Below are 22,573 nucleotides of genomic sequence, written 5' to 3'. Positions count from 1 at the left end.
GCCCTTACATGTGATTGATTTCGTCGGGCAGCACGAAGAACGTCGGATGCCGATAGATCTTGTCGGCCGCAGGCTCGAACAATTCACCCTTGTCCGCCGGGTCCGATGCCGTGATCGCCGCCGACGGCACCACCCAGATGCTCACGCCTTCCTGACGGCGCGTGTACACGTCGCGCGCCATGCGCAACGCCGCGCCCGCGTCCGGCGCGTGCAGACTGCCGCAATGCTTGTGATCCAGTCCCTGCTTGCTGCGCACGAACACTTCCCAGATCGGCCATTCCTTGTTCATCTTCATCGTCTCCATGCTCATGCAGCTTGTTGGTGGGCGCGGACCTTCTGTTTCTCCGCGTAGGCAAGGGCCGCTTCGCGCACCCATGCGCCCTCGTCGTGCGCCTTCACGCGCGTGGCGAGGCGCTCCTTGTTGCACGGGCCGTCGCCGTTGACCACGCGCCAGAACTCTTCCCAGTCGATCTCGCCGTAGTCGTGCGCGTTGCGTTGGGCATTCCACTTCAGATCGGCATCGGGCAGCGTGACGCCCAGAATCTTCGCCTGCTCGACGGTCGCGTCGACGAACTTCTGACGCAGATCATCGTTCGAGATGCGCTTGATGCCCCATGCGAAGGACTGGCCGCTGTGGATCGAATCCTTGTCGCTCGGGCCGAACATCATCAGCACCGGCCACCACCAGCGGTTCACCGACTGCTGCACGAGGTCTTTCTGCGCCTGCGTGCCTTTCATCATCGAGAGCAGCGCATCGAAGCCCTGGCGTTGATGGAACGACTCTTCCTTGCAGATGCGGATCATCGCGCGGGCATACGGCCCGTAGGTGCAGCGGCACAGTGGGATCTGGTTCATGATCGCCGCGCCGTCGACCAGCCAGCCGATCACGCCGACATCGGCCCAGGTGGGCGTCGGGTAGTTGAAGATGCTCGAATACTTGGCCTTGCCTGCGTGCAGCGCGGCGACCAGTTGATCGCGCGAGACGCCCAGCGTCTCGGCTGCGCTGTAGAGATACAGGCCGTGGCCGCCTTCGTCTTGCACTTTGGCGAGCAGAATCGCCTTGCGCTTCAGACTCGGCGCGCGGCTGATCCAGTTGCCCTCGGGCTGCATGCCGATGATCTCCGAATGCGCGTGCTGGGAAATCTGACGCACCAGCGTCTTGCGATACGCCTCGGGCATCCAGTCCTGCGGCTCGATCTTGCCGTCGGCTTGCATGATCGCGTCGAAACGGGTCTGGTCCGGCGAAGCGGCCGATAGGGCTGCGTCGCTTGACTGCGTGGGGCTCGGGAGGTCGAGGGATTGGGTGTACATGGCGGCACTCGCTCCTGGATAGTCGCTGTCCGGCGATTATAAACCGACCGGACGGTCGGTAAATAGCGTTTTTGAGATGTACTCGGGTAAGCCCGCATGAGGCGCGCGGACGCGACACGCGAGCTATGCGTGCTCTTAATCTAGTGCAGACGAGGGATGCGTGCCGGACGGCAGAAAAAAGAAGAGCGGCGGCGATCCATCGCCACCGCTTTGCGGGAGAAGAGAGTCAGGGAAACCGTAGACGCCTAGCGCGTCTGCGTTGCGGCGAAATCTTCAGCGTCGACGTCGTAACCCGAGGGTTCCCAGCGCACCGCGAGCAAGGCGACGAGGCCCGCGAGCGGCGCGACCGCGATGATCCAGAACACCTTCGTGCCGAGCGCCGCCGACAGGACCGGGAACAGGAACAGCGAGACCGTCGAGCTGGCGCGCATCAGCGTCTGATTGAAACCGACGCCGACGCCGCGCAGCGATGTCGGATAGCTCAGCGACGCGAACGTCATGCTGTGCGAACCCGGCCCGACGCCTTGCCCGAGCAGGAACGCGGCGAGAAAGGCGATCGCGATGACGACTTCCACGCTTGTCGACGGTTTGCCGACGATCGCGAGCCCGACGAGCGCCGCGAGCTGAAACGCGTAGCCGACGACCGACAGCTTCCACGCGCCGTACTTCGGCACCGTGCGCACGGAGAACAGCCCGCCCGCGAACGCGAAGCACAGATTCAGCGCGAGCGAAGCGAGAATCGTGGTGAGCATCGACTGCGCGAGGAAGCTCGAAATGATCACCGGCAGCCCGAACGCGACCGCGTTGTACGCGAACGACGAGGCGATCGCGATGATCGTCGCCAGCACGGTCCGGCGCAGATAAACGCCGCGCAGCAGCGCGCCGTAGTTGCTCCACGTCGCGCGACGAGCTTTGGCTGGGGCGACGGCGGTTTCGTCGACACGGGCATCGATGCCGTAGGAGCGCTTGAGGATCGCGGCCGCGCCCTTGAGATCGCCCTGATTTGCCGCCCACACCGGCGATTCGCTCATGTAGCGGCTGCGGATCAGGATGATCGCGATCGCCGGCACCGCGCCGAAGCCGAGAATCAGACGCCACAGCCAGCCGGCATTGTGTTCGGGCAAGACCGCGTACAGGCCGAGAACGAGCAGATACGAGACGCTGATCGCCGCGTACCAGACCGGGCACCACATCGCGACGCGCGACGCCTTGTTGCCGCGGCCTTGCAATCGCGAGAATTCCGCGAGAAAGGCCATCGCCACGGGAAGGTCGATACCGACGCCCAGACCCATCACGAAGCGCGCACCGCCGAGCACCCACGCGTTGGGCGCGAGCGCGCACGCGATGGCCGCGACGACGAAAAAGAACATGTCGGCCATGAAAACGCGATAGCGGCCGATTCTGTCGGTCAGATAGCCGCCGAGAAACGCGCCGATGATCGCGCCGAACGTGATCGCGGCCGCGACGAAGCCCGAACCGGTCGGCGTCAGCGAGAATTCGCGGGCGATGTCCTTCATGCCGAAGGCGAGCGCGCCCAGATCGTAGGCGTCGAGGAAAATGCCTCCGAGCGCGATGGCGACGACCACGCGCGCATCGCTGCCGATGGCCGCGCCGTGGTTGACGAGGCTGGAGACATCGGCGGCGCTTTTGATGACGGGGAGCGAATCGTCGGCGGCGGCCCGGACGGAAGCGCGGTCGGGCGCGAGGGAAACGGACATGATGTGGCGGGTTCGGTAAAAAGTTGTCGATGCAACGAATCGCCGGATCGTACTGGCCCGAACGCGGACGGCCAAATTCATTTTTGTTATTTAATGACTTACGCACGGCTGGCGGGCCTGTCGGCACGCCGGCGCTCCGATGCGACAATGTCGCTCCGTTCCTTCGTGGTATTCAGGCATGTCGTCAGATGAAAGCATCGAATCGGTGAACGTCGCGGTCGTCGGCGGAGGGCCGGCCGGGCTCATGGCCGCGGAAGCGCTCGCGGCGGGCGGCGCGCGCGTCGATGTGTTCGACGCGATGCCGTCCGTCGGCCGAAAATTCCTGATGGCCGGCAAGGGCGGCATGAATCTCACGCACTCCGAGCCCGCCGACGCCTTTCTGGCGCGCTATGGTGCGCGCAGCCCGGACATCGCGCCGCTGCTCGCGCGCTTCGACGCGAACGCGCTGCGCGAGTGGGTACACGGGCTGGGTGTGGAGACGTTCGTCGGCAGTTCGGGACGCGTCTTTCCCACCGACATGAAGGCCGCGCCGATGCTGCGCGCGTGGCTGCATCGGCTGCGCGCGTCGGGCGTGACGTTTCACATGCGGCATCGCTGGCTTGGCTGGGAAGAAGATACGTCGATATCGCGTTTCGCGACGCCATCCGGCGAAAAGCGCGTCCGGCACGACGCGATCGTGCTCGCGCTCGGCGGCGCAAGCTGGCCGCAACTCGGTTCGGACGGCGGCGCGCTCCCGATTCTCGCGGCGCGCGGTGTCGGCGTGCGGCCTTTCGTGCCGTCCAACTGCGGTTTCGATGTTGGCTGGAGCGAGCATTTCAGCAGCCGTTTCGCGGGCGAGCCGCTCAAATCCGTGGCGATCGGCGTGCCGCGCGCGGACGGCGCGCTCGACTGGCGTGTCGGTGAGTGTCTGATTACCGATCAGGGCATCGAAGGCAGTCTGATTTATGCGTTATCGGCGCCGATCCGCGATCGGATCGCGGAAAGCGGCGGCCTCGGCGCGACGATCATGCTGGACCTCGCGCCGCAACTTTCCGCCGCGCGCGTGCGCGACGAGGTGCTGCATCCGCGCGGGGCGCGCTCGATGTCGAGCCATCTGCAGAGCCGCCTGCATCTGACGGGCGTAAAAGCGGGATTGCTGCGCGAGTGTGTGAGCAAGGACGAATTCGCCAATCCGGAAACGCTCGCCGCGCGCATCAAGGCATTGCCGCTGCGACTGTTGCGCACGCGTCCTATCGAAGAAGTGATCAGCAGCGCGGGCGGCGTCGAATTCGAAGCGCTGGACGCGCGCTCCATGCTCAGCGCGCTGCCGGGCGTGTTCTGCGCGGGCGAAATGCTCGACTGGGAAGCTCCGACCGGCGGCTATCTGCTGACGGCGTGCTTCGCGAGCGGGCTCGTCGCGGGGGAAGGCGCGCTCGCGTGGCTCGCCGAGCGCGCGTGAGCAGAGTTACGCGGCCACCAGCCGCCAAAGCGACGTCACTTCAGCCGAGCGCGCGGCGTGCAGCGGATCGGACTTGTCGGTCGCGCGCGGATGATGCGGTTTGATATCGATGCGCCCATCCACTTTCAGACCGGCCTTGTCGATCCATTCCTGCAATTGCGCGCGTGTACGCAGACCGAGATGCTCAGCGAAGTCGGACAGGATCAGCCAGCCTTCGCCGCCCGGCGTCAGATGCGCGGCGAGGCCATCGAGAAAGCCGCGCAGCATGCGGCTGTCCGGATCGTAGATGGCGTGCTCGATCGCCGCGCTCGGCCGCGCCGGCAGCCAGGGCGGATTGCAGATGATCAAAGGCGCGCGGCCTTCGGGGAACATGTCGGCCTCGACGATCTCGACCCGACGATCGAGCCCGAGCCGCCCGATGTTTTCCCGCGCGCAGTCGAGCGCACGGGCATCGACGTCGGTGGCGACGATCCGCTCGACGCCGCGCCGCGCGAGCACGGCCGCTAGCACGCCCGTTCCGGTGCCGATATCGAACGCGAGTTGCTTCGCCGGAAGCGGCTGGTTCGCGACGAGATCGACGTATTCGCCTCGAACCGGCGAGAACACGCCGTAATAGGGATGGATTCTCCCGCCGACCGCGCCGATCTCGACGCCCTTCTTGCGCCATTCATGCGCGCCGACCAGGCCGAGCACTTCGCGCAAGGACACGACCGATGCTTCATCCGATGAGGGCCCGTAAGCCTCCTCGCACGCCTGTTGCACGTTCGGCGCGCGGCGCAGGGGGATGGCGTAGTCTTCGTCGAGCGGGAGCACCAGCATTGCGAGCGTGCGCGCGCGTTGCGATTGCGCGAGGCGATGCAGATTGAATGCATCGATCGGCGACGGCGCCGCAGCCGGCTTCTTCTTGGCCTTGCGCGGCTTGTCGTCGATGCGGCGTGCCATCGCCTGAAGTAGTTGCCGGGCGTTCTGGAAGTCGCCGCGCCAAAGTATCGCCGTGCCCTCGCAGGCGAGGCGATAGGCGATATCCGCCGTCATCTGATCGTGCCCGATGACCACGCGCTTCGGTGGCGGATTGCCGCTCTCCGATCTCCAGCGGGCGGAGCGGCTTTCGTCGTCTTCATCCCAGGTGAGTCGTTGCGGTGCGGTGTTTTTCGAATGCATAGTGATGCCCGGAGCGCCGGCCGTCGTGGCCGGCAAAAATTGAATTGGCTGCATTGTGAGGCCATTTCGGGCGCGTGGTTCGTTCGTGTTCACTTTGCGGGTGATGCGAGCGCGGTGGAACTTGTGACACTTCGGGCACAATCGAGCCTTTTCCGAACGCCTTCGCCGAATGAAACTCCGAGTTCTCGCCGCGATCTGCGCGGCCGCGCTTGTCGCACAGGTCAATCTCGCGCCGCACGCGTTCGCCGCTGACACTGCTGATGCGACCGCCAACGAACATTGGGTCAGCGCGTGGGGCACCGCGCTGCAGTCGATTCCGCAACTGGCGAATCTGCCGCCGCTGTATCGCGCGCCGGATGTCGCGGGGCGCACCGTGCGTCAGTTGATCTACCCGCAGCTCGATGGCAAACGCATTCGTCTGCGGATAAGCAATCTATATGGAACGGAGCCGCTCGTCGTCGAATCGATGAGCGTGGCTCGGGCGGGCGGCGGCAGCAGCGGCGCGATCCGCGCCGGCAGCGCGCGGCCCGTTCTGTTTGGCGGGCGCAAGAGCGTGACGGTCGCGCCGGGCGCGCAAGCCACCAGCGACGCAGTCGGCTTCGACGTCGAAGCGCTTCAGCCCGTGGCCGTCAGCATGTTCATGGGGAAGGATCAGAAGCTCGTGGCATGGCATCGCGTGTCGAGTCAGGTGAACTACATCTCGACGCCAGGCGACCGTACCGAAGATGCGTCGGCGGGCGCATTCCGCACGCGCTTTACCCAATATGCGTGGCTGACCAATGTGGCGGTCGAGAGCCAGTCGGCGCAAGCAGTGGTCGCCATCGGCGATTCGATCACCGATGGCATGCGCTCCTCGCTCAACGCAAACCGCCGCTGGCCCGACGCGCTCGCGAAGCAGCTCGCGCGCAAGAGTGGCGCGGAAACGGTCATCGTGAACGCGGGCATCAGCGGAAATCGTCTTCTGAGCAATTCACCGTGCTACGGCGAGGCGGTGGTCAGCCGCTTCGAGCGCGACGCGCTGCGCCAGCCGGGCGTTCGCGCGGTGATCGTGCTGATCGGCATCAACGACATCAATTTCATGGCGATGCCCGCACACGCCGGACTCGATTGCGACGCGCCACACACCGAAGTGAACGCGGATGCGCTGGTACGCGGCTATCAGCGGCTGATTGCGCAGGCGCACCAGCGCGGCATCAAGATTTACGGCGCGACGCTGACGCCGGCCTCGTTGCCGCCCGAGCGCGAGGCGATCCGCACGGCGGTCAATGAATCGATCCGCTCGAGCCGCGCGTTCGACGGCGTGATCGACTTCGATCAGGCGCTGCGCGATCCGGCGCGGCCCAGCGTGCTGCAACGCCGATATGACAGTGGAGATCACATCCATCCGAGCGATGCGGGCTACGCGGCGATGGCCGCGGCTGTGCCGATGGAGTTTGTCTCCGGGACCGCGAAGCCGGCGAAATAAAGCGGCGCGAAAAAGTTTGCGTCATCACCTTGTCATTCGCGCTTGCTTGGCCTAATATTCAGCCCCTTCGTTGCAAGACGAGGGCCGCTGAGCGAAACGGGCGGCCTCCGAAGTCGACAAATTTCGAAGCGAAAGCGAGAAAATAGTGTTGACAAGGAGAAAAAGATTCTTCATAATCTCATTTCTCTGCTGCTGATGCAGCGACGCAAGACGGAAGTTGATGTGATTCTTGCGATGTGCTCTTTAAAAACTAACAGCCGATAAGTGTGGGCGCTTGATAGCGAGTGCGGTTTCAGTCTTTCGGGGCTGAGGCAAAAGCAAAAGTATCAAGAGTCTCACACGAAGTATCAGAGGAAGGTTTATCTGTCGAGAGATGGATTAATCATCGTCAGTACGTTGAGTGAGCGACCGGTTCTTAACGGAACCGAAAAACAGTAACAGGTTTGAACTGAAGAGTTTGATCCTGGCTCAGATTGAACGCTGGCGGCATGCCTTACACATGCAAGTCGAACGGCAGCACGGGGGCAACCCTGGTGGCGAGTGGCGAACGGGTGAGTAATACATCGGAACGTGTCCTGTAGTGGGGGATAGCCCGGCGAAAGCCGGATTAATACCGCATACGATCTACGGAAGAAAGCGGGGGATCCTTCGGGACCTCGCGCTATAGGGGCGGCCGATGGCAGATTAGCTAGTTGGTGGGGTAAAGGCCTACCAAGGCGACGATCTGTAGCTGGTCTGAGAGGACGACCAGCCACACTGGGACTGAGACACGGCCCAGACTCCTACGGGAGGCAGCAGTGGGGAATTTTGGACAATGGGGGCAACCCTGATCCAGCAATGCCGCGTGTGTGAAGAAGGCCTTCGGGTTGTAAAGCACTTTTGTCCGGAAAGAAAACCATCGCCCTAATATGGTGGTGGGATGACGGTACCGGAAGAATAAGCACCGGCTAACTACGTGCCAGCAGCCGCGGTAATACGTAGGGTGCGAGCGTTAATCGGAATTACTGGGCGTAAAGCGTGCGCAGGCGGTCTGTTAAGACCGATGTGAAATCCCCGGGCTTAACCTGGGAACTGCATTGGTGACTGGCAGGCTTTGAGTGTGGCAGAGGGGGGTAGAATTCCACGTGTAGCAGTGAAATGCGTAGAGATGTGGAGGAATACCGATGGCGAAGGCAGCCCCCTGGGCCAACACTGACGCTCATGCACGAAAGCGTGGGGAGCAAACAGGATTAGATACCCTGGTAGTCCACGCCCTAAACGATGTCAACTAGTTGTTGGGGATTCATTTCCTTAGTAACGTAGCTAACGCGTGAAGTTGACCGCCTGGGGAGTACGGTCGCAAGATTAAAACTCAAAGGAATTGACGGGGACCCGCACAAGCGGTGGATGATGTGGATTAATTCGATGCAACGCGAAAAACCTTACCTACCCTTGACATGGTCGGAATCCCGCTGAGAGGTGGGAGTGCTCGAAAGAGAACCGGCGCACAGGTGCTGCATGGCTGTCGTCAGCTCGTGTCGTGAGATGTTGGGTTAAGTCCCGCAACGAGCGCAACCCTTGTCCTTAGTTGCTACGCAAGAGCACTCTAAGGAGACTGCCGGTGACAAACCGGAGGAAGGTGGGGATGACGTCAAGTCCTCATGGCCCTTATGGGTAGGGCTTCACACGTCATACAATGGTCGGAACAGAGGGTTGCCAAGCCGCGAGGTGGAGCCAATCCCAGAAAACCGATCGTAGTCCGGATCGCAGTCTGCAACTCGACTGCGTGAAGCTGGAATCGCTAGTAATCGCGGATCAGCATGCCGCGGTGAATACGTTCCCGGGTCTTGTACACACCGCCCGTCACACCATGGGAGTGGGTTTCACCAGAAGTAGGTAGCCTAACCGCAAGGAGGGCGCTTACCACGGTGGGATTCATGACTGGGGTGAAGTCGTAACAAGGTAGCCGTATCGGAAGGTGCGGCTGGATCACCTCCTTTCTCGAGCTTCGCACTTCAACATTAAGCGCTCACGCTTATCGGCTGTAAGAAAGACAGGCTAAGGGTCTGTAGCTCAGTCGGTTAGAGCACCGTCTTGATAAGGCGGGGGTCGTTGGTTCGAATCCAACCAGACCCACCACCCGAGAGAGGCGTGCTGACGGAGCAACCGTTCCTAGTCAGGCCACGGAAGGGGGATTAGCTCAGCTGGGAGAGCACCTGCTTTGCAAGCAGGGGGTCGTCGGTTCGATCCCGTCATCCTCCACCAAGTCTTCAATGCCAAGTGTTTGCTGCAAGCACTTGGCATTGGCGACTATAGCCAGTTGATGCTGCAAGCAGTGCAACACGCTTGTCGGCTAAACGTTCTTTAACAATCTGGAAGAAGTAGTAAAGAGAATCGCGAAAGCACTTAGAGATGGGTGTGAGTAGAGATTTAAGGGTAGTGATTGTATCAAGTATGAAAAGGTGATCGAGAGATCGCTTTGGAATACGGCACAACGCGAATACTCAGCCTATGACGGGACGTGACAAGCGCAAGCAGACACACTCGTTATAGGGTCAAGCGAACAAGTGCATGTGGTGGATGCCTTGGCGATCACAGGCGATGAAGGACGCGGTAGCCTGCGAAAAGCTACGGGGAGCTGGCAAACGAGCTTTGATCCGTAGATGTCCGAATGGGGAAACCCGGCCCGTATGGGTCATCCTAAGCTGAATACATAGGCTTAGTGAAGCGAACGCGGTGAACTGAAACATCTAAGTAACCGCAGGAAAAGAAATCAACCGAGATTCCCAGAGTAGTGGCGAGCGAAATGGGATCAGCCTGTACTCTTTATTTGACTTATTAGCCGAACGCTCTGGAAAGTGCGGCCCTAGCAGGTGATAGCCCTGTAGGCGAAAATAGGTTGAAAGAACTAGGTGTACGACAAGTAGGGCGGGACACGTGAAATCCTGTCTGAAGATGGGGGGACCATCCTCCAAGGCTAAATACTCGTGATCGACCGATAGTGAACCAGTACCGTGAGGGAAAGGCGAAAAGAACCCCGGGAGGGGAGTGAAATAGATCCTGAAACCGCATGCATACAAACAGTCGGAGCCTGGAAACGGGTGACGGCGTACCTTTTGTATAATGGGTCAGCGACTTACGTTCAGTAGCGAGCTTAACTGATTAAGGCAGGCGTAGCGAAAGCGAGTCCGAATAGGGCGATCAGTTGCTGGGCGTAGACCCGAAACCAAGTGATCTATCCATGGCCAGGTTGAAGGTGCGGTAACACGTACTGGAGGACCGAACCCACTAACGTTGAAAAGTTAGGGGATGAGCTGTGGATAGGGGTGAAAGGCTAAACAAACTTGGAAATAGCTGGTTCTCTCCGAAAACTATTTAGGTAGTGCCTCGTGTATCACCTTCGGGGGTAGAGCACTGTCATGGTTGTGGGGTCCATTGCGGATTACTACGCCATAGCAAACTCCGAATACCGAAGAGTGCAATCACGGGAGACAGACATCGGGTGCTAACGTCCGGTGTCAAGAGGGAAACAACCCAGACCGCCAGCTAAGGTCCCAAAGATTGGCTAAGTGGGAAACGAAGTGGGAAGGCTAAAACAGTCAGGAGGTTGGCTTAGAAGCAGCCACCCTTTAAAGAAAGCGTAATAGCTCACTGATCGAGTCGTCCTGCGCGGAAGATGTAACGGGGCTCAAGCCAGTCACCGAAGCTGCGGATACACGTTGAAAGATACGTGTGTGGTAGGAGAGCGTTCCGTAAGCCTGCGAAGGTGCGTTGAAAAGCGTGCTGGAGGTATCGGAAGTGCGAATGCTGACATGAGTAGCGATAAAGGGGGTGAAAAGCCCCCTCGCCGTAAGCCCAAGGTTTCCTACGCAACGTTCATCGGCGTAGGGTGAGTCGGCCCCTAAGGCGAGGCAGAAATGCGTAGCTGATGGGAAGCAGGTCAATATTCCTGCACCATTGTTAGATGCGATGGGGGGACGGATCGCGGAAGGTTGTCCGGGTGTTGGACGTCCCGGTCGCTGCATTGGAGAAGGCGCTTAGGCAAATCCGGGCGCGTAATTCAAGGGTGTGGCGCGAGCTTCTTAGGAAGCGAAGCAATTGGAAGTGGTTCCAAGAAAAGCCTCTAAGCTTCAGTCTAATAGTGACCGTACCGCAAACCGACACAGGTGGGCGAGATGAGTATTCTAAGGCGCTTGAGAGAACTCGGGAGAAGGAACTCGGCAAATTGGTACCGTAACTTCGGGATAAGGTACGCCCTTGTAGCTTGACTGGCCTGCGCCAGGAGGGTGAAAGGGTTGCAATAAACTGGTGGCTGCGACTGTTTAATAAAAACACAGCACTCTGCAAACACGAAAGTGGACGTATAGGGTGTGACGCCTGCCCGGTGCCGGAAGATTAAATGATGGGGTGCAAGCTCTTGATTGAAGTCCCGGTAAACGGCGGCCGTAACTATAACGGTCCTAAGGTAGCGAAATTCCTTGTCGGGTAAGTTCCGACCTGCACGAATGGCGTAACGATGGCCACACTGTCTCCTCCCGAGACTCAGCGAAGTTGAAGTGTTTGTGATGATGCAATCTCCCCGCGGCTAGACGGAAAGACCCCATGAACCTTTACTGTAGCTTTGCATTGGACTTTGAACCGATCTGTGTAGGATAGGTGGGAGGCTATGAAGCGTGAACGCTAGTTTGCGTGGAGCCGTCCTTGAAATACCACCCTGGTTTGTTTGAGGTTCTAACCTTGGTCCATGATCTGGATCGGGGACAGTGCATGGTAGGCAGTTTGACTGGGGCGGTCTCCTCCCAAAGTGTAACGGAGGAGTACGAAGGTACGCTAGGTACGGTCGGAAATCGTGCTGATAGTGCAATGGCATAAGCGTGCTTAACTGCGAGACCGACAAGTCGAGCAGGTGCGAAAGCAGGTCATAGTGATCCGGTGGTTCTGTATGGAAGGGCCATCGCTCAACGGATAAAAGGTACTCTGGGGATAACAGGCTGATACCGCCCAAGAGTTCATATCGACGGCGGTGTTTGGCACCTCGATGTCGGCTCATCTCATCCTGGGGCTGTAGCCGGTCCCAAGGGTATGGCTGTTCGCCATTTAAAGAGGTACGTGAGCTGGGTTTAAAACGTCGTGAGACAGTTTGGTCCCTATCTGCCGTGGGCGTTGGATATTTGAAGGGGGCTGCTCCTAGTACGAGAGGACCGGAGTGGACGAACCTCTGGTGTACCGGTTGTCACGCCAGTGGCATCGCCGGGTAGCTATGTTCGGAAGAGATAACCGCTGAAAGCATCTAAGCGGGAAACTCGCCTTAAGATGAGATATCCCCGGGGCTTCGAGCCCCTTGAAGGGTCGTTCCAGACCAGGACGTTGATAGGTCAGGTGTGTAAGTGCAGTAATGCATTGAGCTAACTGATACTAATTGCCCGTAAGGCTTGATCCTATAACCAGTGTGTTTGAATCCACTGGTTGAGTGAATCGTTGTGCGACGATCACCACCCGAATTCTTTACCGCTTCTTCCCAGATTGGTTGTGTTGACCACGTCAACTCAACAACAAGTCATGCCTGATGACCATAGCGAGTCGGTCCCACCCCTTCCCATCCCGAACAGGACCGTGAAACGACTCCACGCCGATGATAGTGCGGGTTCCCGTGTGAAAGTAGGTAATCGTCAGGCTCCTCATGCTTTAACGCAAACGAAGGCCCCAACTCCGCGAGTTGGGGCTTTTTGCGTTTTCGCCTCGCCTATAGGTGAGAGCCTCGATTGTTTCGGGTCGTAAGAAGCGCTTGACAACGGCATGTTGTTACCCCATAATCGATAGTTCTCTGCGGAGGGGTGCCCGAGTGGCTAAAGGGGGCAGACTGTAAATCTGTTGGCTTACGCCTACGTTGGTTCGAATCCAACCTCCTCCACCAGAATTCAAGCGGTAAGGGAGTCCAGCCCTCGCGGGTGTAGCTCAATGGTAGAGCAGAAGCCTTCCAAGCTTACGACGAGGGTTCGATTCCCTTCACCCGCTCCAGTGTCGGTTTTGTAGTGCCCATGTGGCTCAGTGGTAGAGCACTCCCTTGGTAAGGGAGAGGTCGGCAGTTCGATCCTGCCCATGGGCACCAGCTGTATCAGTCTAGTAAGTTGCGCGCGGCGCAAGGTGCGAAAATCCTGTTAGGAGTCGAAAATGGCCAAAGGTAAATTCGAGCGGACCAAGCCGCACGTGAACGTGGGCACGATCGGTCACGTTGACCACGGCAAGACCACGCTGACGGCAGCGATCACGACGGTGCTGACCAAGAAGTTCGGCGGCGAAGCAAAGGCATACGACCAGATCGATGCAGCGCCGGAAGAAAAGGCACGCGGTATCACCATCAACACCGCGCACGTCGAGTACGAAACGGCTAACCGCCACTACGCACACGTCGACTGCCCGGGCCACGCCGACTACGTGAAGAACATGATCACGGGCGCAGCGCAGATGGACGGCGCAATCCTGGTGTGTTCGGCCGCTGACGGCCCGATGCCGCAAACGCGCGAGCACATCCTGCTGGCCCGTCAGGTTGGCGTGCCTTACATCATCGTGTTCCTGAACAAGTGCGACATGGTGGACGACGCCGAGCTGCTCGAGCTCGTCGAAATGGAAGTGCGTGAGCTTCTGTCGAAGTACGACTTCCCGGGCGACGATACCCCGATCATCAAGGGTTCGGCCAAGCTGGCGCTGGAAGGCGACACGGGCGAGTTGGGCGAAGTGGCGATCATGAACCTGGCTGACGCACTGGACACGTACATCCCGACGCCGGAGCGCGCAGTGGACGGTTCGTTCCTGATGCCGGTGGAAGACGTGTTCTCGATCTCGGGTCGCGGCACGGTGGTGACGGGCCGTATCGAGCGCGGTGTGGTGAAGGTTGGCGAGGAAATCGAAATCGTCGGTATCAAGACGACGGTGAAGACGACCTGCACGGGCGTGGAAATGTTCCGCAAGCTGCTCGACCAAGGTCAGGCGGGCGACAACGTCGGTATCCTGCTGCGCGGCACGAAGCGTGAAGACGTGGAGCGTGGCCAGGTTCTGGCCAAGCCGGGTTCGATCACGCCGCACACGCACTTCACGGCTGAAGTGTACGTGCTGAGCAAGGACGAAGGCGGCCGTCACACGCCGTTCTTCAACAACTACCGTCCGCAGTTCTACTTCCGTACGACCGACGTGACGGGCTCGATCGAGCTGCCGAAGGACAAGGAAATGGTGATGCCGGGCGACAACGTGTCGATCACGGTCAAGCTGATCGCCCCGATCGCCATGGAAGAAGGTCTGCGTTTCGCCATCCGTGAAGGCGGTCGTACCGTCGGCGCTGGTGTCGTGGCGAAGATTATCGAGTAAGAGCCAGAAATCTTCTCGGTAGTTAGTGGTTTCGGGGTCGGCGAAATCCGTCGACCCCAAATGGTTTAGGGGTATAGCTCAACTGGCAGAGCGTCGGTCTCCAAAACCGAAGGTTGGGGGTTCGATTCCCTCTGCCCCTGCCAAATTCTCGCGCCAAGTGGCGCTGTTTAAGGTGTTATGGCGAATCCTTCCGTCGAAACTGTAAATACTTCCGGCGACAAGTTGATGTTGGTGGCGGGCGTATTGTTGGTCTTGGCCGGGTTCGTTGGATTCTTCTGGCTGTCTGGCCAAGAATGGTACGTTCGCGGCGCAGCGCTTGCTGTCGGTGTCATCGCGGGTGTCGCAGTCGGTCTTCTCTCTGCGCCGGGCAAAGGGTTCATCGCTTTCGCCAAAGACTCGTACAAGGAAGTCCGTAAGGTTGTTTGGCCGACCCGCAAAGAGGCCACGCAAACGACCTTGGTAGTCTTCGCGTTTGTTCTGATCATGGCCATCTTCCTTTGGCTTAGCGATAAGTCGATCGAATGGGTGATTTTCTCGGTGATTCTGGGTTGGAAATGATATGAGCGATACTCCGACATCCCCGAGTGGAAAGCGTTGGTATGTGGTGCACGCCTACTCCGGCATGGAGAAGAGCGTGCAACGTGCGCTCCAGGAGCGCATCGAACGCGCAGGCATGCAAGATCAATTCGGTCAGATTCTTGTCCCGACCGAAGAGGTCGTTGAGGTGAAGGGTGGCCACAAGTCGGTCACCGAGCGTCGTTTCTTCCCCGGCTATGTCCTGGTCGAAATGGAAATGACGGACGAGACGTGGCATCTGGTCAAGAATACGGCCAAGGTCACGGGATTCGTCGGTGGTGCGCGTAACCGCCCGAGTCCCATCTCGCCGCGTGAAGTCGAAAAGATCATGTCGCAGATGCAGGAAGGCGTCGAGAAGCCGCGGCCGAAGACGCTCTTCGAAGTGGGCGAGATGGTCCGGGTGAAGGAAGGCCCGTTCACCGACTTCAATGGCAACGTCGAAGAAGTGAATTACGAAAAGTCCCGAGTTCGTGTCTCCGTCACGATTTTCGGGCGATCGACGCCGGTCGAACTCGAGTTCGGTCAGGTCGAGAAGCTTTGAACGAATCCATCGCGCGTGGCTCTAGAGCCATCGCGCGATTCGCGCTTACGGTCCGCGTCATGACCGTTGAGGAGCGTCAGTAGCCGGCAACGTCGAACGCGCGCTATCACTCACCGAACGCTCACGCGTTCAGCAGAGGTTTTCAACATGGCAAAGAAAATCGTCGGCTTTATCAAACTGCAGATCCCTGCAGGTAAAGCCAACCCGTCGCCGCCGGTCGGTCCGGCACTGGGCCAGCGTGGCCTGAACATCATGGAGTTCTGCAAGGCGTTCAACGCGCAGACTCAAGGTATGGAGCCGGGTCTGCCGGTGCCGGTCGTCATCACGGCATTCGCGGACAAGAGCTTCACCTTCATCATGAAGACGCCGCCGGCTACCGTTCTGATCAAGAAGGCAGCCGCAGTGCAAAAGGGTTCGGCAAAGCCGCACACGGACAAGGTTGGCAACATCACCCGCGCTCAAGCGGAAGAAATCGCGAAGACCAAGATGCCGGATCTCACGGCAGCTGATCTTGACGCAGCCGTGCGCACGATCGCCGGCAGCGCGCGTTCGATGGGCATCACTGTGGAGGGCGTGTAAATGGCTAAGCTTTCTAAGCGCCTTCAGGCATTCGCTGCCAAGGTCGACCGTCAGAAGCTGTACGCGATCGACGACGCACTGGCTCTCGTGAAGGAATGCGCGAGCGCGAAGTTCGACGAGTCGATCGACGTCGCAGTGCAACTCGGCATCGACGCGAAGAAGTCGGACCAAGTGGTTCGCGGCTCGGTGGTTCTGCCGGCTGGTACCGGCAAGTCGGTTCGCGTGGCAGTGTTCGCGCAAGGCGACAAGGCCGAGCAAGCTCGTGCAGCTGGCGCGGACGTGGTCGGCATGGAAGACCTGGCTGAGCAAGTCAAGGCCGGCAACCTGAACTTCGACGTCGTGATCGCTTCGCCGGACACGATGCGGGTGGTCGGTACGCTGGGTCAGATTCTCGGCCCGCGCGGCCTGATGCCGAACCCGAAGGTCGGCACCGTTACGCCGGACGTCGCTCAAGCGGTCAAGAACGCGAAGGCGGGTCAGGTTCAGTTCCGCGTCGACAAGGCCGGTATCATCCACGGCACGATCGGTCGCGCATCGTTTGAATCGGCATCGCTGCGCCAGAATCTGTCCGCGCTGATCGAAGCGCTGCAAAAGGCGAAGCCGGCGACGAGCAAGGGCGTCTACCTGCGCAAGATCGCTGTGTCGAGCACGATGGGCGTTGGCGTTCGCGTGGATCAAGGCACGCTGGCGCAACAGTAAGAATTCGAGCGCGGTCGCAAGACCGCGCTGATAAAGGGCTTTGGGCGGTTGCAAGATTGCGGTTCCGAGTCGAGCAGCCGGTTGTCAAAGACCGTTGGTGGTGATGCAGCAGGCAGGCAGCACCTTAATTCAAGCCAACGCAGATGGCGAACCCGAAACAGTTTTGCAGTGGTTGAAGTCGGTTGTCGATCATCCTGAATGATCACCGATCGATCGAAATACTCCTAACAGTCGGACGCCGTTGTCGAACGTGGTGCATGAGGGTTCGTGGCCCGAGTGCATCGAATCTGGAGGTTTAACCGTGCCACTGAACAAAGAAGATAAGCAGGCAGTCGTCGCTGAAGTCGCCGCGCAGGTCGCGAAGGCTCAGACGATGGTGCTCGCTGAGTATCGTGGGATCACGGTTGGCGATCTGACCAAGCTGCGCGCGAAAGCGCGTGAGCAACAGGTGTATCTGCGCGTGTTGAAAAACACGCTGGCGCGTCGCGCTGTCGAAGGTACCCCGTTCGCTCCGCTGGCTGAGCAGATGACCGGTCCTCTGATCTACGGCATCTCGGAAGATGCCATTGCCGCTGCCAAGGTCGTCAATGACTTCGGCAAGAGCAATGACAAGTTGATCATCAAGGCTGGTTCCTACGAAGGTAACGTGATGGACAAGGCGGGCGTGCAAGCGCTGGCCAACATCCCGAGCCGCGAAGAACTGCTCTCCAAGCTGCTGTTCGTCATGCAAGCACCTGTTTCCGGCTTCGCGCGCGCCCTGGCCGCGCTCGCCGAGAAGAAGCAAGGCGAAGCTGCATAACGCATGCGCTTGGGCACCAGTTGCTCAGTTAGGTACTAGCTAGATCGCTAGCTCGATCCGAATTCAATTTAGGAGTATTTCAAATGGCAATCGCAAAAGAAGACATCCTGGAAGCCGTTGGCTCGATGTCGGTTCTCGAACTGAACGAACTGGTCAAGGCGTTCGAAGAGAAGTTTGGCGTGTCGGCTGCTGCTGTCGCAGTTGCTGGCCCGGCAGGTGGCGGCGCAGCTGCTGCAGTCGAAGAGCAAACCGAGTTCACCGTGAACCTGCTCGAAGTGGGCGCGAACAAGGTTTCCGTGATTAAGGCTGTTCGTGAACTGACCGGTCTCGGCCTGAAGGAAGCGAAGGACCTGGTCGACGGTGCACCGAAGCCCGTCAAGGAAGCGGTGCCGAAGGCTGCTGCTGAAGAAGCGAAGAAGAAGCTGGAAGAAGCAGGCGCGAAGGCTGAAATCAAGTAAGTTTCACTGCGCCGTGCGAAGGCTGGCGGTTTTCCACCGCCGGCCTTTTTGTGCTTTGTGGGGACGCAGTTTTTAGGCTTGGAAACAGGCATAAATGTCCCTGCAGAAGCCAAAGAGAACAGTCGGATCGGCACAAATTTCCGGCATTTCTCTTTGTCTTCTGAAGCGACTGCAGAAGGCAAGTTTGGTCGGGTAGCGGGAAACACAGGCATCCGCTGCCGTCAGCCAGCGGTTGGTAGCGGCCAACCACCAAGCTTCTAGATTCGTGCGTCCTCCCCGGACATTCGCGCGAGTCTCAGTCGGTGAACACCGGGCCGTGACGTCGAGGTATCCCGCCTCGCCAACGCCCGCCGTGATTCGGAGATCGTATGCAATATTCCTTCACCGAGAAGAAGCGTATTCGCAAGAGTTTCGCGAAGCGCCCCATCGTTCACCAAGTTCCCTTTTTGCTGGCGACCCAGCTTGAATCATTCCAGACGTTTCTGCAAGCAGACACGTCGTCGTCGCAGCGCAAGTCAGAAGGCTTGCAGGCTGCGTTCACCTCTGTTTTCCCGATTGTCTCGCACAACGGTTTTGCACGGCTCGAATTCGTCAGCTACATGCTGTCGTCGCCCGCATTCAACATCAAGGAATGCCAGCAGCGCGGCCTGACGTACTGCTCGGCCCTGCGCGCGAAAGTGCGTCTGGTTTTGCTCGATAAGGAATCGCCGAGCAAGCCCGTCGTCAAGGAAGTGAAGGAACAGGAAGTGTACATGGGCGAAATTCCGCTCATGACGCCGACTGGCTCGTTCGTCATCAACGGTACCGAGCGCGTGATCGTGTCGCAGCTCCACCGTTCGCCTGGCGTGTTCTTCGAGCACGACAAGGGCAAGACGCACAGCTCCGGCAAGCTGCTGTTCTCGGCGCGGATCATTCCTTACCGCGGCTCGTGGCTCGACTTCGAATTCGACCCGAAGGACGTGCTGTATTTCCGCGTCGACCGTCGCCGCAAGATGCCGGTCACGATCCTGCTCAAAGCCATCGGCATGACGCCGGAGCAGATCCTCGCGAACTTCTTCGTGTTCGACAACTTCGGCCTGATGAGCGAAGGCGCGCAAATGGAATTCGTTCCTGAGCGTCTGCGCGGCGAAGTCGCGCGCTTCGACATCCAGGATCGCGACGGCAACGTCATCGTCACGAAGGACAAGCGGATCAACGCGAAGCACATTCGCGATCTCGAAAACGCCAAGACGAAGTTCATCTCGGTGCCCGAGGAATATCTGCTCGGCCGCGTGCTGGCGAAGAACGTGATCGATCCGGAAACGGGCGAAGTGATCGCGAACGCCAACGAGGAAATCACGGAAACGGTCCTCGAAAAGCTGCGCGAAGCAAAGGTCAAGGACATCCAGACGCTCTACACGAACGATCTGGACCAGGGCCCGTACATCTCGTCGACGCTGCGTATCGATGAAACCGCGGACAAGATGGCCGCGCGCATCGCGATCTATCGCATGATGCGTCCGGGCGAACCGCCGACCGAAGAAGCGGTCGAGGCGTTGTTCAACCGTCTGTTCTACAGCGAAGACGCGTACGACCTGTCGAAGGTCGGCCGTATGAAGTTCAACCGCCGCGTCGGCCGTGACGAGATCATCGGACCGATGACGCTGCAGGACGACGACATCCTCGCGACCATCAAGATCCTCGTCGAGCTGCGTAACGGCAAGGGCGAAGTGGACGACATCGACCACTTGGGCAATCGCCGCGTGCGTTGCGTGGGCGAACTCGCGGAGAACCAGTTCCGCGCGGGTCTCGTGCGTGTCGAACGTGCAGTGAAGGAACGCCTCGGCCAGGCCGAAAGCGAAAACCTGATGCCGCACGACCTGATCAACTCGAAGCCGATTTCCTCGGCGATTCGCGAGTTCTTCGGTTCGTCGCAGCTTTCGCAGTTCATGGACCAAACCAACCCGCTGTCGGAAATCACGCACAAGCGCCGTGTTTCCGCACTGGGCCCGGGCGGTCTGACGCGCGAGCGCGCGGGCTTCGAAGTCCGCGACGTGCATCCGACGCACTATGGCCGCGTGTGCCCGATCGAAACGCCGGAAGGTCCGAACATCGGTCTGATCAACTCGCTCGCGCTATACGCGCACCTGAACGAGTACGGCTTCCTCGAAACGCCGTACCGCAAGGTCGTGGACAGCAAGGTGACCGACCAGATCGATTACCTGTCGGCGATTGAAGAAGGCCGTTACGTGATCGCTCAGGCGAACGCGGCAGTGGCCGACGACGGCACGCTGACCGACGAACTCGTGTCGTCGCGTGAAGCGGGCGAAACGCTGATGGTCACGCCGGACCGCATCCAGTACATGGACGTGGCGCCGTCGCAGATCGTGTCGGTGGCTGCATCGCTGATTCCGTTCCTCGAGCACGACGACGCGAACCGCGCGTTGATGGGCTCGAACATGCAGCGTCAGGCCGTGCCGTGTCTGCGCCCGGAGAAGCCGGTCGTCGGTACGGGCATCGAGCGTACGGTGGCGGTGGACTCGGGTACGACCGTGCAGGCGCTGCGTGGCGGTGTGGTGGATTACGTCGACGCGGGCCGTATCGTGATTCGCGTGAACGACGATGAAGCCGCAGCCGGCGACGTCGGCGTGGACATCTACAACCTGATCAAGTACACGCGTTCGAACCAGAACACGAACATCAACCAGCGTCCGATCGCGAAGGTCGGCGACAAGGTCTCGCGCGGCGACGTGCTGGCCGACGGCGCCTCGACGGATCTGGGCGAGCTCGCGCTCGGCCAGAACATGCTGGTCGCGTTCATGCCGTGGAACGGCTACAACTTCGAAGACTCGATCCTGATCTCGGAAAAGGTCGTGGCCGACGATCGCTACACGTCGATCCACATCGAAGAGTTGAACGTCGTTGCTCGCGACACGAAGCTCGGACCGGAAGAAATCACGCGCGATATTTCGAACCTCGCGGAAGTGCAGCTTGGCCGTCTCGACGAGTCGGGCATCGTGTACATCGGCGCGGAAGTCGAAGCGGGCGACGTGCTGGTCGGCAAGGTCACGCCGAAGGGCGAAACCCAGCTGACGCCGGAAGAAAAGCTGCTGCGCGCGATCTTCGGCGAGAAGGCATCGGACGTGAAGGACACGTCGCTGCGCGTGCCGTCGGGCATGAGCGGCACGGTGATCGACGTGCAGGTGTTCACGCGCGAAGGCATCACGCGCGACAAGCGCGCGCAACAGATCATCGACGACGAACTGAAGCGCTATCGCCTCGACCTGAACGACCAGCTTCGTATCGTGGAAGGCGACGCGTTCCAGCGTCTCGCGCGCATGCTGAACGGCAAGGTCGCGAACGGCGGTCCGAAGAAGCTCGCGAAGGGCACGAAGATCGACCTCCCGTACCTCGAAGATCTCGACCACTACCACTGGTTCGACATCCGCCTCGCGGACGAAGAAGCGGCAGCGCAGCTGGAAGCGATCAAGGACTCGATCGAGCAGAAGCGTCACCAGTTCGACCTCGCGTTCGAAGAAAAGCGCAAGAAGCTCACGCAAGGCGACGAACTGCCGCCGGGCGTGTTGAAGATGGTCAAGGTGTACCTCGCCGTGAAGCGTCGTCTGCAGCCTGGCGACAAGATGGCGGGCCGTCACGGTAACAAGGGTGTCGTGTCGAAGATCGTGCCGATCGAAGACATGCCGTACATGGCCGATGGCCGTCCGGCCGACGTCGTGCTGAATCCGCTCGGCGTGCCGTCGCGGATGAACGTGGGACAGATTCTCGAAGTGCATCTGGGCTGGGCCGCGAAGGGTCTCGGCTGGCGTATCGGCGAGATGCTGGAGCGTCAGACGAAGATCGAGGAACTGCGCCAGTTCCTGACGAAGATCTACAACGAGTCGGGCCGCAAGGAAGAGCTGGAAAGCTTCTCCGATGACGAAATCTTCGAACTCGCGAAGAACCTGCGCGAAGGCGTGCCGTTCGCGACGCCGGTGTTCGATGGCGCGACCGAAGAGGAAATGGGGCGTGCGCTCGATCTGGCGTATCCGGACAACATCGCCACGAACCTCGGCATGAACTCGTCGAAGAATCAGGTTCAGCTGCACGATGGTCGCACCGGCGAGCCGTTTGAGCGGAAGGTCACGGTCGGCTACATGCACTACCTGAAGCTGCACCACTTGGTCGACGACAAGATGCACGCGCGTTCGACCGGTCCGTACTCGCTCGTCACGCAGCAGCCGCTGGGTGGTAAGGCGCAGTTCGGTGGTCAGCGCTTCGGTGAGATGGAAGTGTGGGCGCTCGAGGCGTACGGCGCGTCGTATGTGCTGCAGGAAATGCTGACGGTCAAGTCGGACGACGTGACGGGCCGGACCAAGGTTTATGAGAACCTGGTCAAGGGCGATCACGTGATCGACGCGGGCATGCCGGAATCCTTCAATGTGTTGGTGAAGGAAATCCGCTCGCTCGGTATTGATATCGATCTGGACCGCAACTAATCGGACTACGGA

General features: G+C 59.8%; 14 protein-coding genes, 6 tRNA genes and 3 rRNA genes. 19 read left to right on the top strand and 4 right to left on the bottom strand.

Annotation, left to right across the window (positions count from 1 at the left end):
- Positions 1-4: 4 nt before the first annotated feature.
- The 3 genes from paaB to BTHE68_RS12100 form a co-directional block, all read right to left on the bottom strand.
- The gene (paaB, locus tag BTHE68_RS12110) at positions 5-289 is read right to left on the bottom strand and encodes a 1,2-phenylacetyl-CoA epoxidase subunit PaaB (RefSeq protein WP_014191517.1); all 285 of its coding nucleotides are present in this window, start codon (positions 287-289) and stop codon (positions 5-7) included.
- A gap of 17 nt (positions 290-306) precedes the next feature.
- Positions 307-1,311 (bottom strand): 1,2-phenylacetyl-CoA epoxidase subunit PaaA, encoded by a 1,005-nt coding sequence (gene paaA / locus BTHE68_RS12105; protein WP_162066486.1) that lies wholly within the window; start codon positions 1,309-1,311, stop codon positions 307-309.
- Positions 1,312-1,556: 245 nt separating this feature from the next.
- Positions 1,557-3,029 (bottom strand): MFS transporter, encoded by a 1,473-nt coding sequence (locus tag BTHE68_RS12100; protein ID WP_162066485.1) that lies wholly within the window; start codon positions 3,027-3,029, stop codon positions 1,557-1,559.
- Positions 3,030-3,207: 178 nt separating this feature from the next.
- On the opposite strand from BTHE68_RS12100, the gene BTHE68_RS12095 reads away from it, so the two are divergent.
- Positions 3,208-4,467, top strand: a complete 1,260-nt coding sequence (locus BTHE68_RS12095; RefSeq protein WP_162066484.1) for a TIGR03862 family flavoprotein — start codon at positions 3,208-3,210, stop codon at positions 4,465-4,467.
- Positions 4,468-4,473: 6 nt separating this feature from the next.
- Here the strand turns inward: BTHE68_RS12095 and BTHE68_RS12090 are convergent, their stop codons facing one another.
- Entirely contained in the window at positions 4,474-5,628 is a 1,155-nt protein-coding gene (locus BTHE68_RS12090; protein WP_162066483.1) for a methyltransferase, read from the bottom strand.
- A 169-nt stretch (positions 5,629-5,797) separates the two neighbouring features.
- Between BTHE68_RS12090 and BTHE68_RS12085 the strand changes: the two genes are divergently transcribed.
- The 18 genes from BTHE68_RS12085 (at position 5,798) to rpoB (ending at position 22,561) form a co-directional block, all read left to right on the top strand.
- Positions 5,798-7,093 (top strand): SGNH/GDSL hydrolase family protein, encoded by a 1,296-nt coding sequence (locus BTHE68_RS12085; RefSeq protein WP_162066482.1) that lies wholly within the window; start codon positions 5,798-5,800, stop codon positions 7,091-7,093.
- Positions 7,094-7,538: 445 nt separating this feature from the next.
- Positions 7,539-9,072, top strand: a 16S ribosomal RNA gene (locus BTHE68_RS12080).
- 62 nt (positions 9,073-9,134) lie between these two features.
- Positions 9,135-9,211: transfer RNA gene (locus tag BTHE68_RS12075), tRNA-Ile, on the top strand.
- 50 nt (positions 9,212-9,261) lie between these two features.
- Positions 9,262-9,337: transfer RNA gene (locus tag BTHE68_RS12070), tRNA-Ala, on the top strand.
- A 288-nt stretch (positions 9,338-9,625) separates the two neighbouring features.
- Positions 9,626-12,512 (top strand): 23S ribosomal RNA (locus BTHE68_RS12065).
- Between the two features lie 122 nt (positions 12,513-12,634).
- A 5S ribosomal RNA gene (gene rrf, locus BTHE68_RS12060) occupies positions 12,635-12,747 on the top strand.
- The 16S, 23S and 5S rRNA genes sit together here with 5 tRNA genes alongside, the layout of an rRNA operon.
- 153 nt (positions 12,748-12,900) lie before the next feature.
- Positions 12,901-12,986 (top strand) — tRNA-Tyr (locus BTHE68_RS12055).
- Between the two features lie 30 nt (positions 12,987-13,016).
- Positions 13,017-13,090, top strand: a tRNA-Gly gene (locus tag BTHE68_RS12050).
- Between the two features lie 16 nt (positions 13,091-13,106).
- Positions 13,107-13,181: transfer RNA gene (locus BTHE68_RS12045), tRNA-Thr, on the top strand.
- 62 nt (positions 13,182-13,243) lie between these two features.
- Positions 13,244-14,434 carry an elongation factor Tu gene (gene tuf, locus BTHE68_RS12040; protein WP_016346480.1) on the top strand — a complete coding sequence of 397 codons (1,191 nt, stop codon included), beginning with the start codon at positions 13,244-13,246 and terminating at the stop codon, positions 14,432-14,434.
- Positions 14,435-14,501: 67 nt separating this feature from the next.
- Positions 14,502-14,577: transfer RNA gene (locus BTHE68_RS12035), tRNA-Trp, on the top strand.
- 34 nt (positions 14,578-14,611) lie between these two features.
- Complete coding sequence (secE, locus tag BTHE68_RS12030; protein WP_162066481.1) at positions 14,612-14,992, top strand: preprotein translocase subunit SecE; 381 nt, start codon at positions 14,612-14,614, stop codon at positions 14,990-14,992.
- Position 14,993: 1 nt separating this feature from the next.
- Positions 14,994-15,551 carry a transcription termination/antitermination protein NusG gene (gene nusG, locus BTHE68_RS12025; RefSeq protein WP_014192489.1) on the top strand — a complete coding sequence of 186 codons (558 nt, stop codon included), beginning with the start codon at positions 14,994-14,996 and terminating at the stop codon, positions 15,549-15,551.
- A gap of 147 nt (positions 15,552-15,698) precedes the next feature.
- Entirely contained in the window at positions 15,699-16,130 is a 432-nt protein-coding gene (gene rplK, locus BTHE68_RS12020; protein WP_106857454.1) for a 50S ribosomal protein L11, read from the top strand.
- The gene (gene rplA, locus BTHE68_RS12015; protein ID WP_162066480.1) at positions 16,131-16,829 is read left to right on the top strand and encodes a 50S ribosomal protein L1; all 699 of its coding nucleotides are present in this window, start codon (positions 16,131-16,133) and stop codon (positions 16,827-16,829) included.
- Between the two features lie 301 nt (positions 16,830-17,130).
- Positions 17,131-17,628, top strand: coding sequence for a 50S ribosomal protein L10 (gene rplJ / locus BTHE68_RS12010; protein ID WP_034473109.1), 498 nt, complete (start codon positions 17,131-17,133; stop codon positions 17,626-17,628).
- 83 nt (positions 17,629-17,711) lie between these two features.
- The gene (gene rplL, locus BTHE68_RS12005; protein WP_035511392.1) at positions 17,712-18,086 is read left to right on the top strand and encodes a 50S ribosomal protein L7/L12; all 375 of its coding nucleotides are present in this window, start codon (positions 17,712-17,714) and stop codon (positions 18,084-18,086) included.
- 368 nt (positions 18,087-18,454) lie between these two features.
- The gene (gene rpoB, locus BTHE68_RS12000; protein ID WP_162066479.1) at positions 18,455-22,561 is read left to right on the top strand and encodes a DNA-directed RNA polymerase subunit beta; all 4,107 of its coding nucleotides are present in this window, start codon (positions 18,455-18,457) and stop codon (positions 22,559-22,561) included.
- The last annotated feature ends 12 nt before the right edge of the window (positions 22,562-22,573 follow it).

This window comes from Burkholderia sp. THE68, assembly GCF_009938265.1.
Classification (GTDB): Bacteria; Pseudomonadota; Gammaproteobacteria; order Burkholderiales; family Burkholderiaceae; genus Caballeronia.
Note: the sequence above shows the minus strand (reverse complement) of the source record. Positions and strands in the feature narration are given on the sequence as shown.

Excerpts from the sequence above, each read along its gene's own strand:
- paaB (WP_014191517.1), bottom strand. The coding sequence starts at position 289 with ATGAACAAGGAATGGCCGATCTGGGAAGTGTTCGTGCGCAGCAAGCAG.
- paaA (WP_162066486.1), bottom strand. The coding sequence starts at position 1,311 with ATGTACACCCAATCCCTCGACCTCCCGAGCCCCACGCAGTCAAGCGAC.
- BTHE68_RS12100 (WP_162066485.1), bottom strand. The coding sequence starts at position 3,029 with ATGTCCGTTTCCCTCGCGCCCGACCGCGCTTCCGTCCGGGCCGCCGCC.
- BTHE68_RS12095 (WP_162066484.1), top strand. The coding sequence starts at position 3,208 with ATGTCGTCAGATGAAAGCATCGAATCGGTGAACGTCGCGGTCGTCGGC.
- BTHE68_RS12090 (WP_162066483.1), bottom strand. The coding sequence starts at position 5,628 with ATGCATTCGAAAAACACCGCACCGCAACGACTCACCTGGGATGAAGAC.
- BTHE68_RS12085 (WP_162066482.1), top strand. The coding sequence starts at position 5,798 with ATGAAACTCCGAGTTCTCGCCGCGATCTGCGCGGCCGCGCTTGTCGCA.
- tuf (WP_016346480.1), top strand. The coding sequence starts at position 13,244 with ATGGCCAAAGGTAAATTCGAGCGGACCAAGCCGCACGTGAACGTGGGC.
- secE (WP_162066481.1), top strand. The coding sequence starts at position 14,612 with ATGGCGAATCCTTCCGTCGAAACTGTAAATACTTCCGGCGACAAGTTG.
- nusG (WP_014192489.1), top strand. The coding sequence starts at position 14,994 with ATGAGCGATACTCCGACATCCCCGAGTGGAAAGCGTTGGTATGTGGTG.
- rplK (WP_106857454.1), top strand. The coding sequence starts at position 15,699 with ATGGCAAAGAAAATCGTCGGCTTTATCAAACTGCAGATCCCTGCAGGT.
- rplA (WP_162066480.1), top strand. The coding sequence starts at position 16,131 with ATGGCTAAGCTTTCTAAGCGCCTTCAGGCATTCGCTGCCAAGGTCGAC.
- rplL (WP_035511392.1), top strand. The coding sequence starts at position 17,712 with ATGGCAATCGCAAAAGAAGACATCCTGGAAGCCGTTGGCTCGATGTCG.
- rpoB (WP_162066479.1), top strand. The coding sequence starts at position 18,455 with ATGCAATATTCCTTCACCGAGAAGAAGCGTATTCGCAAGAGTTTCGCG.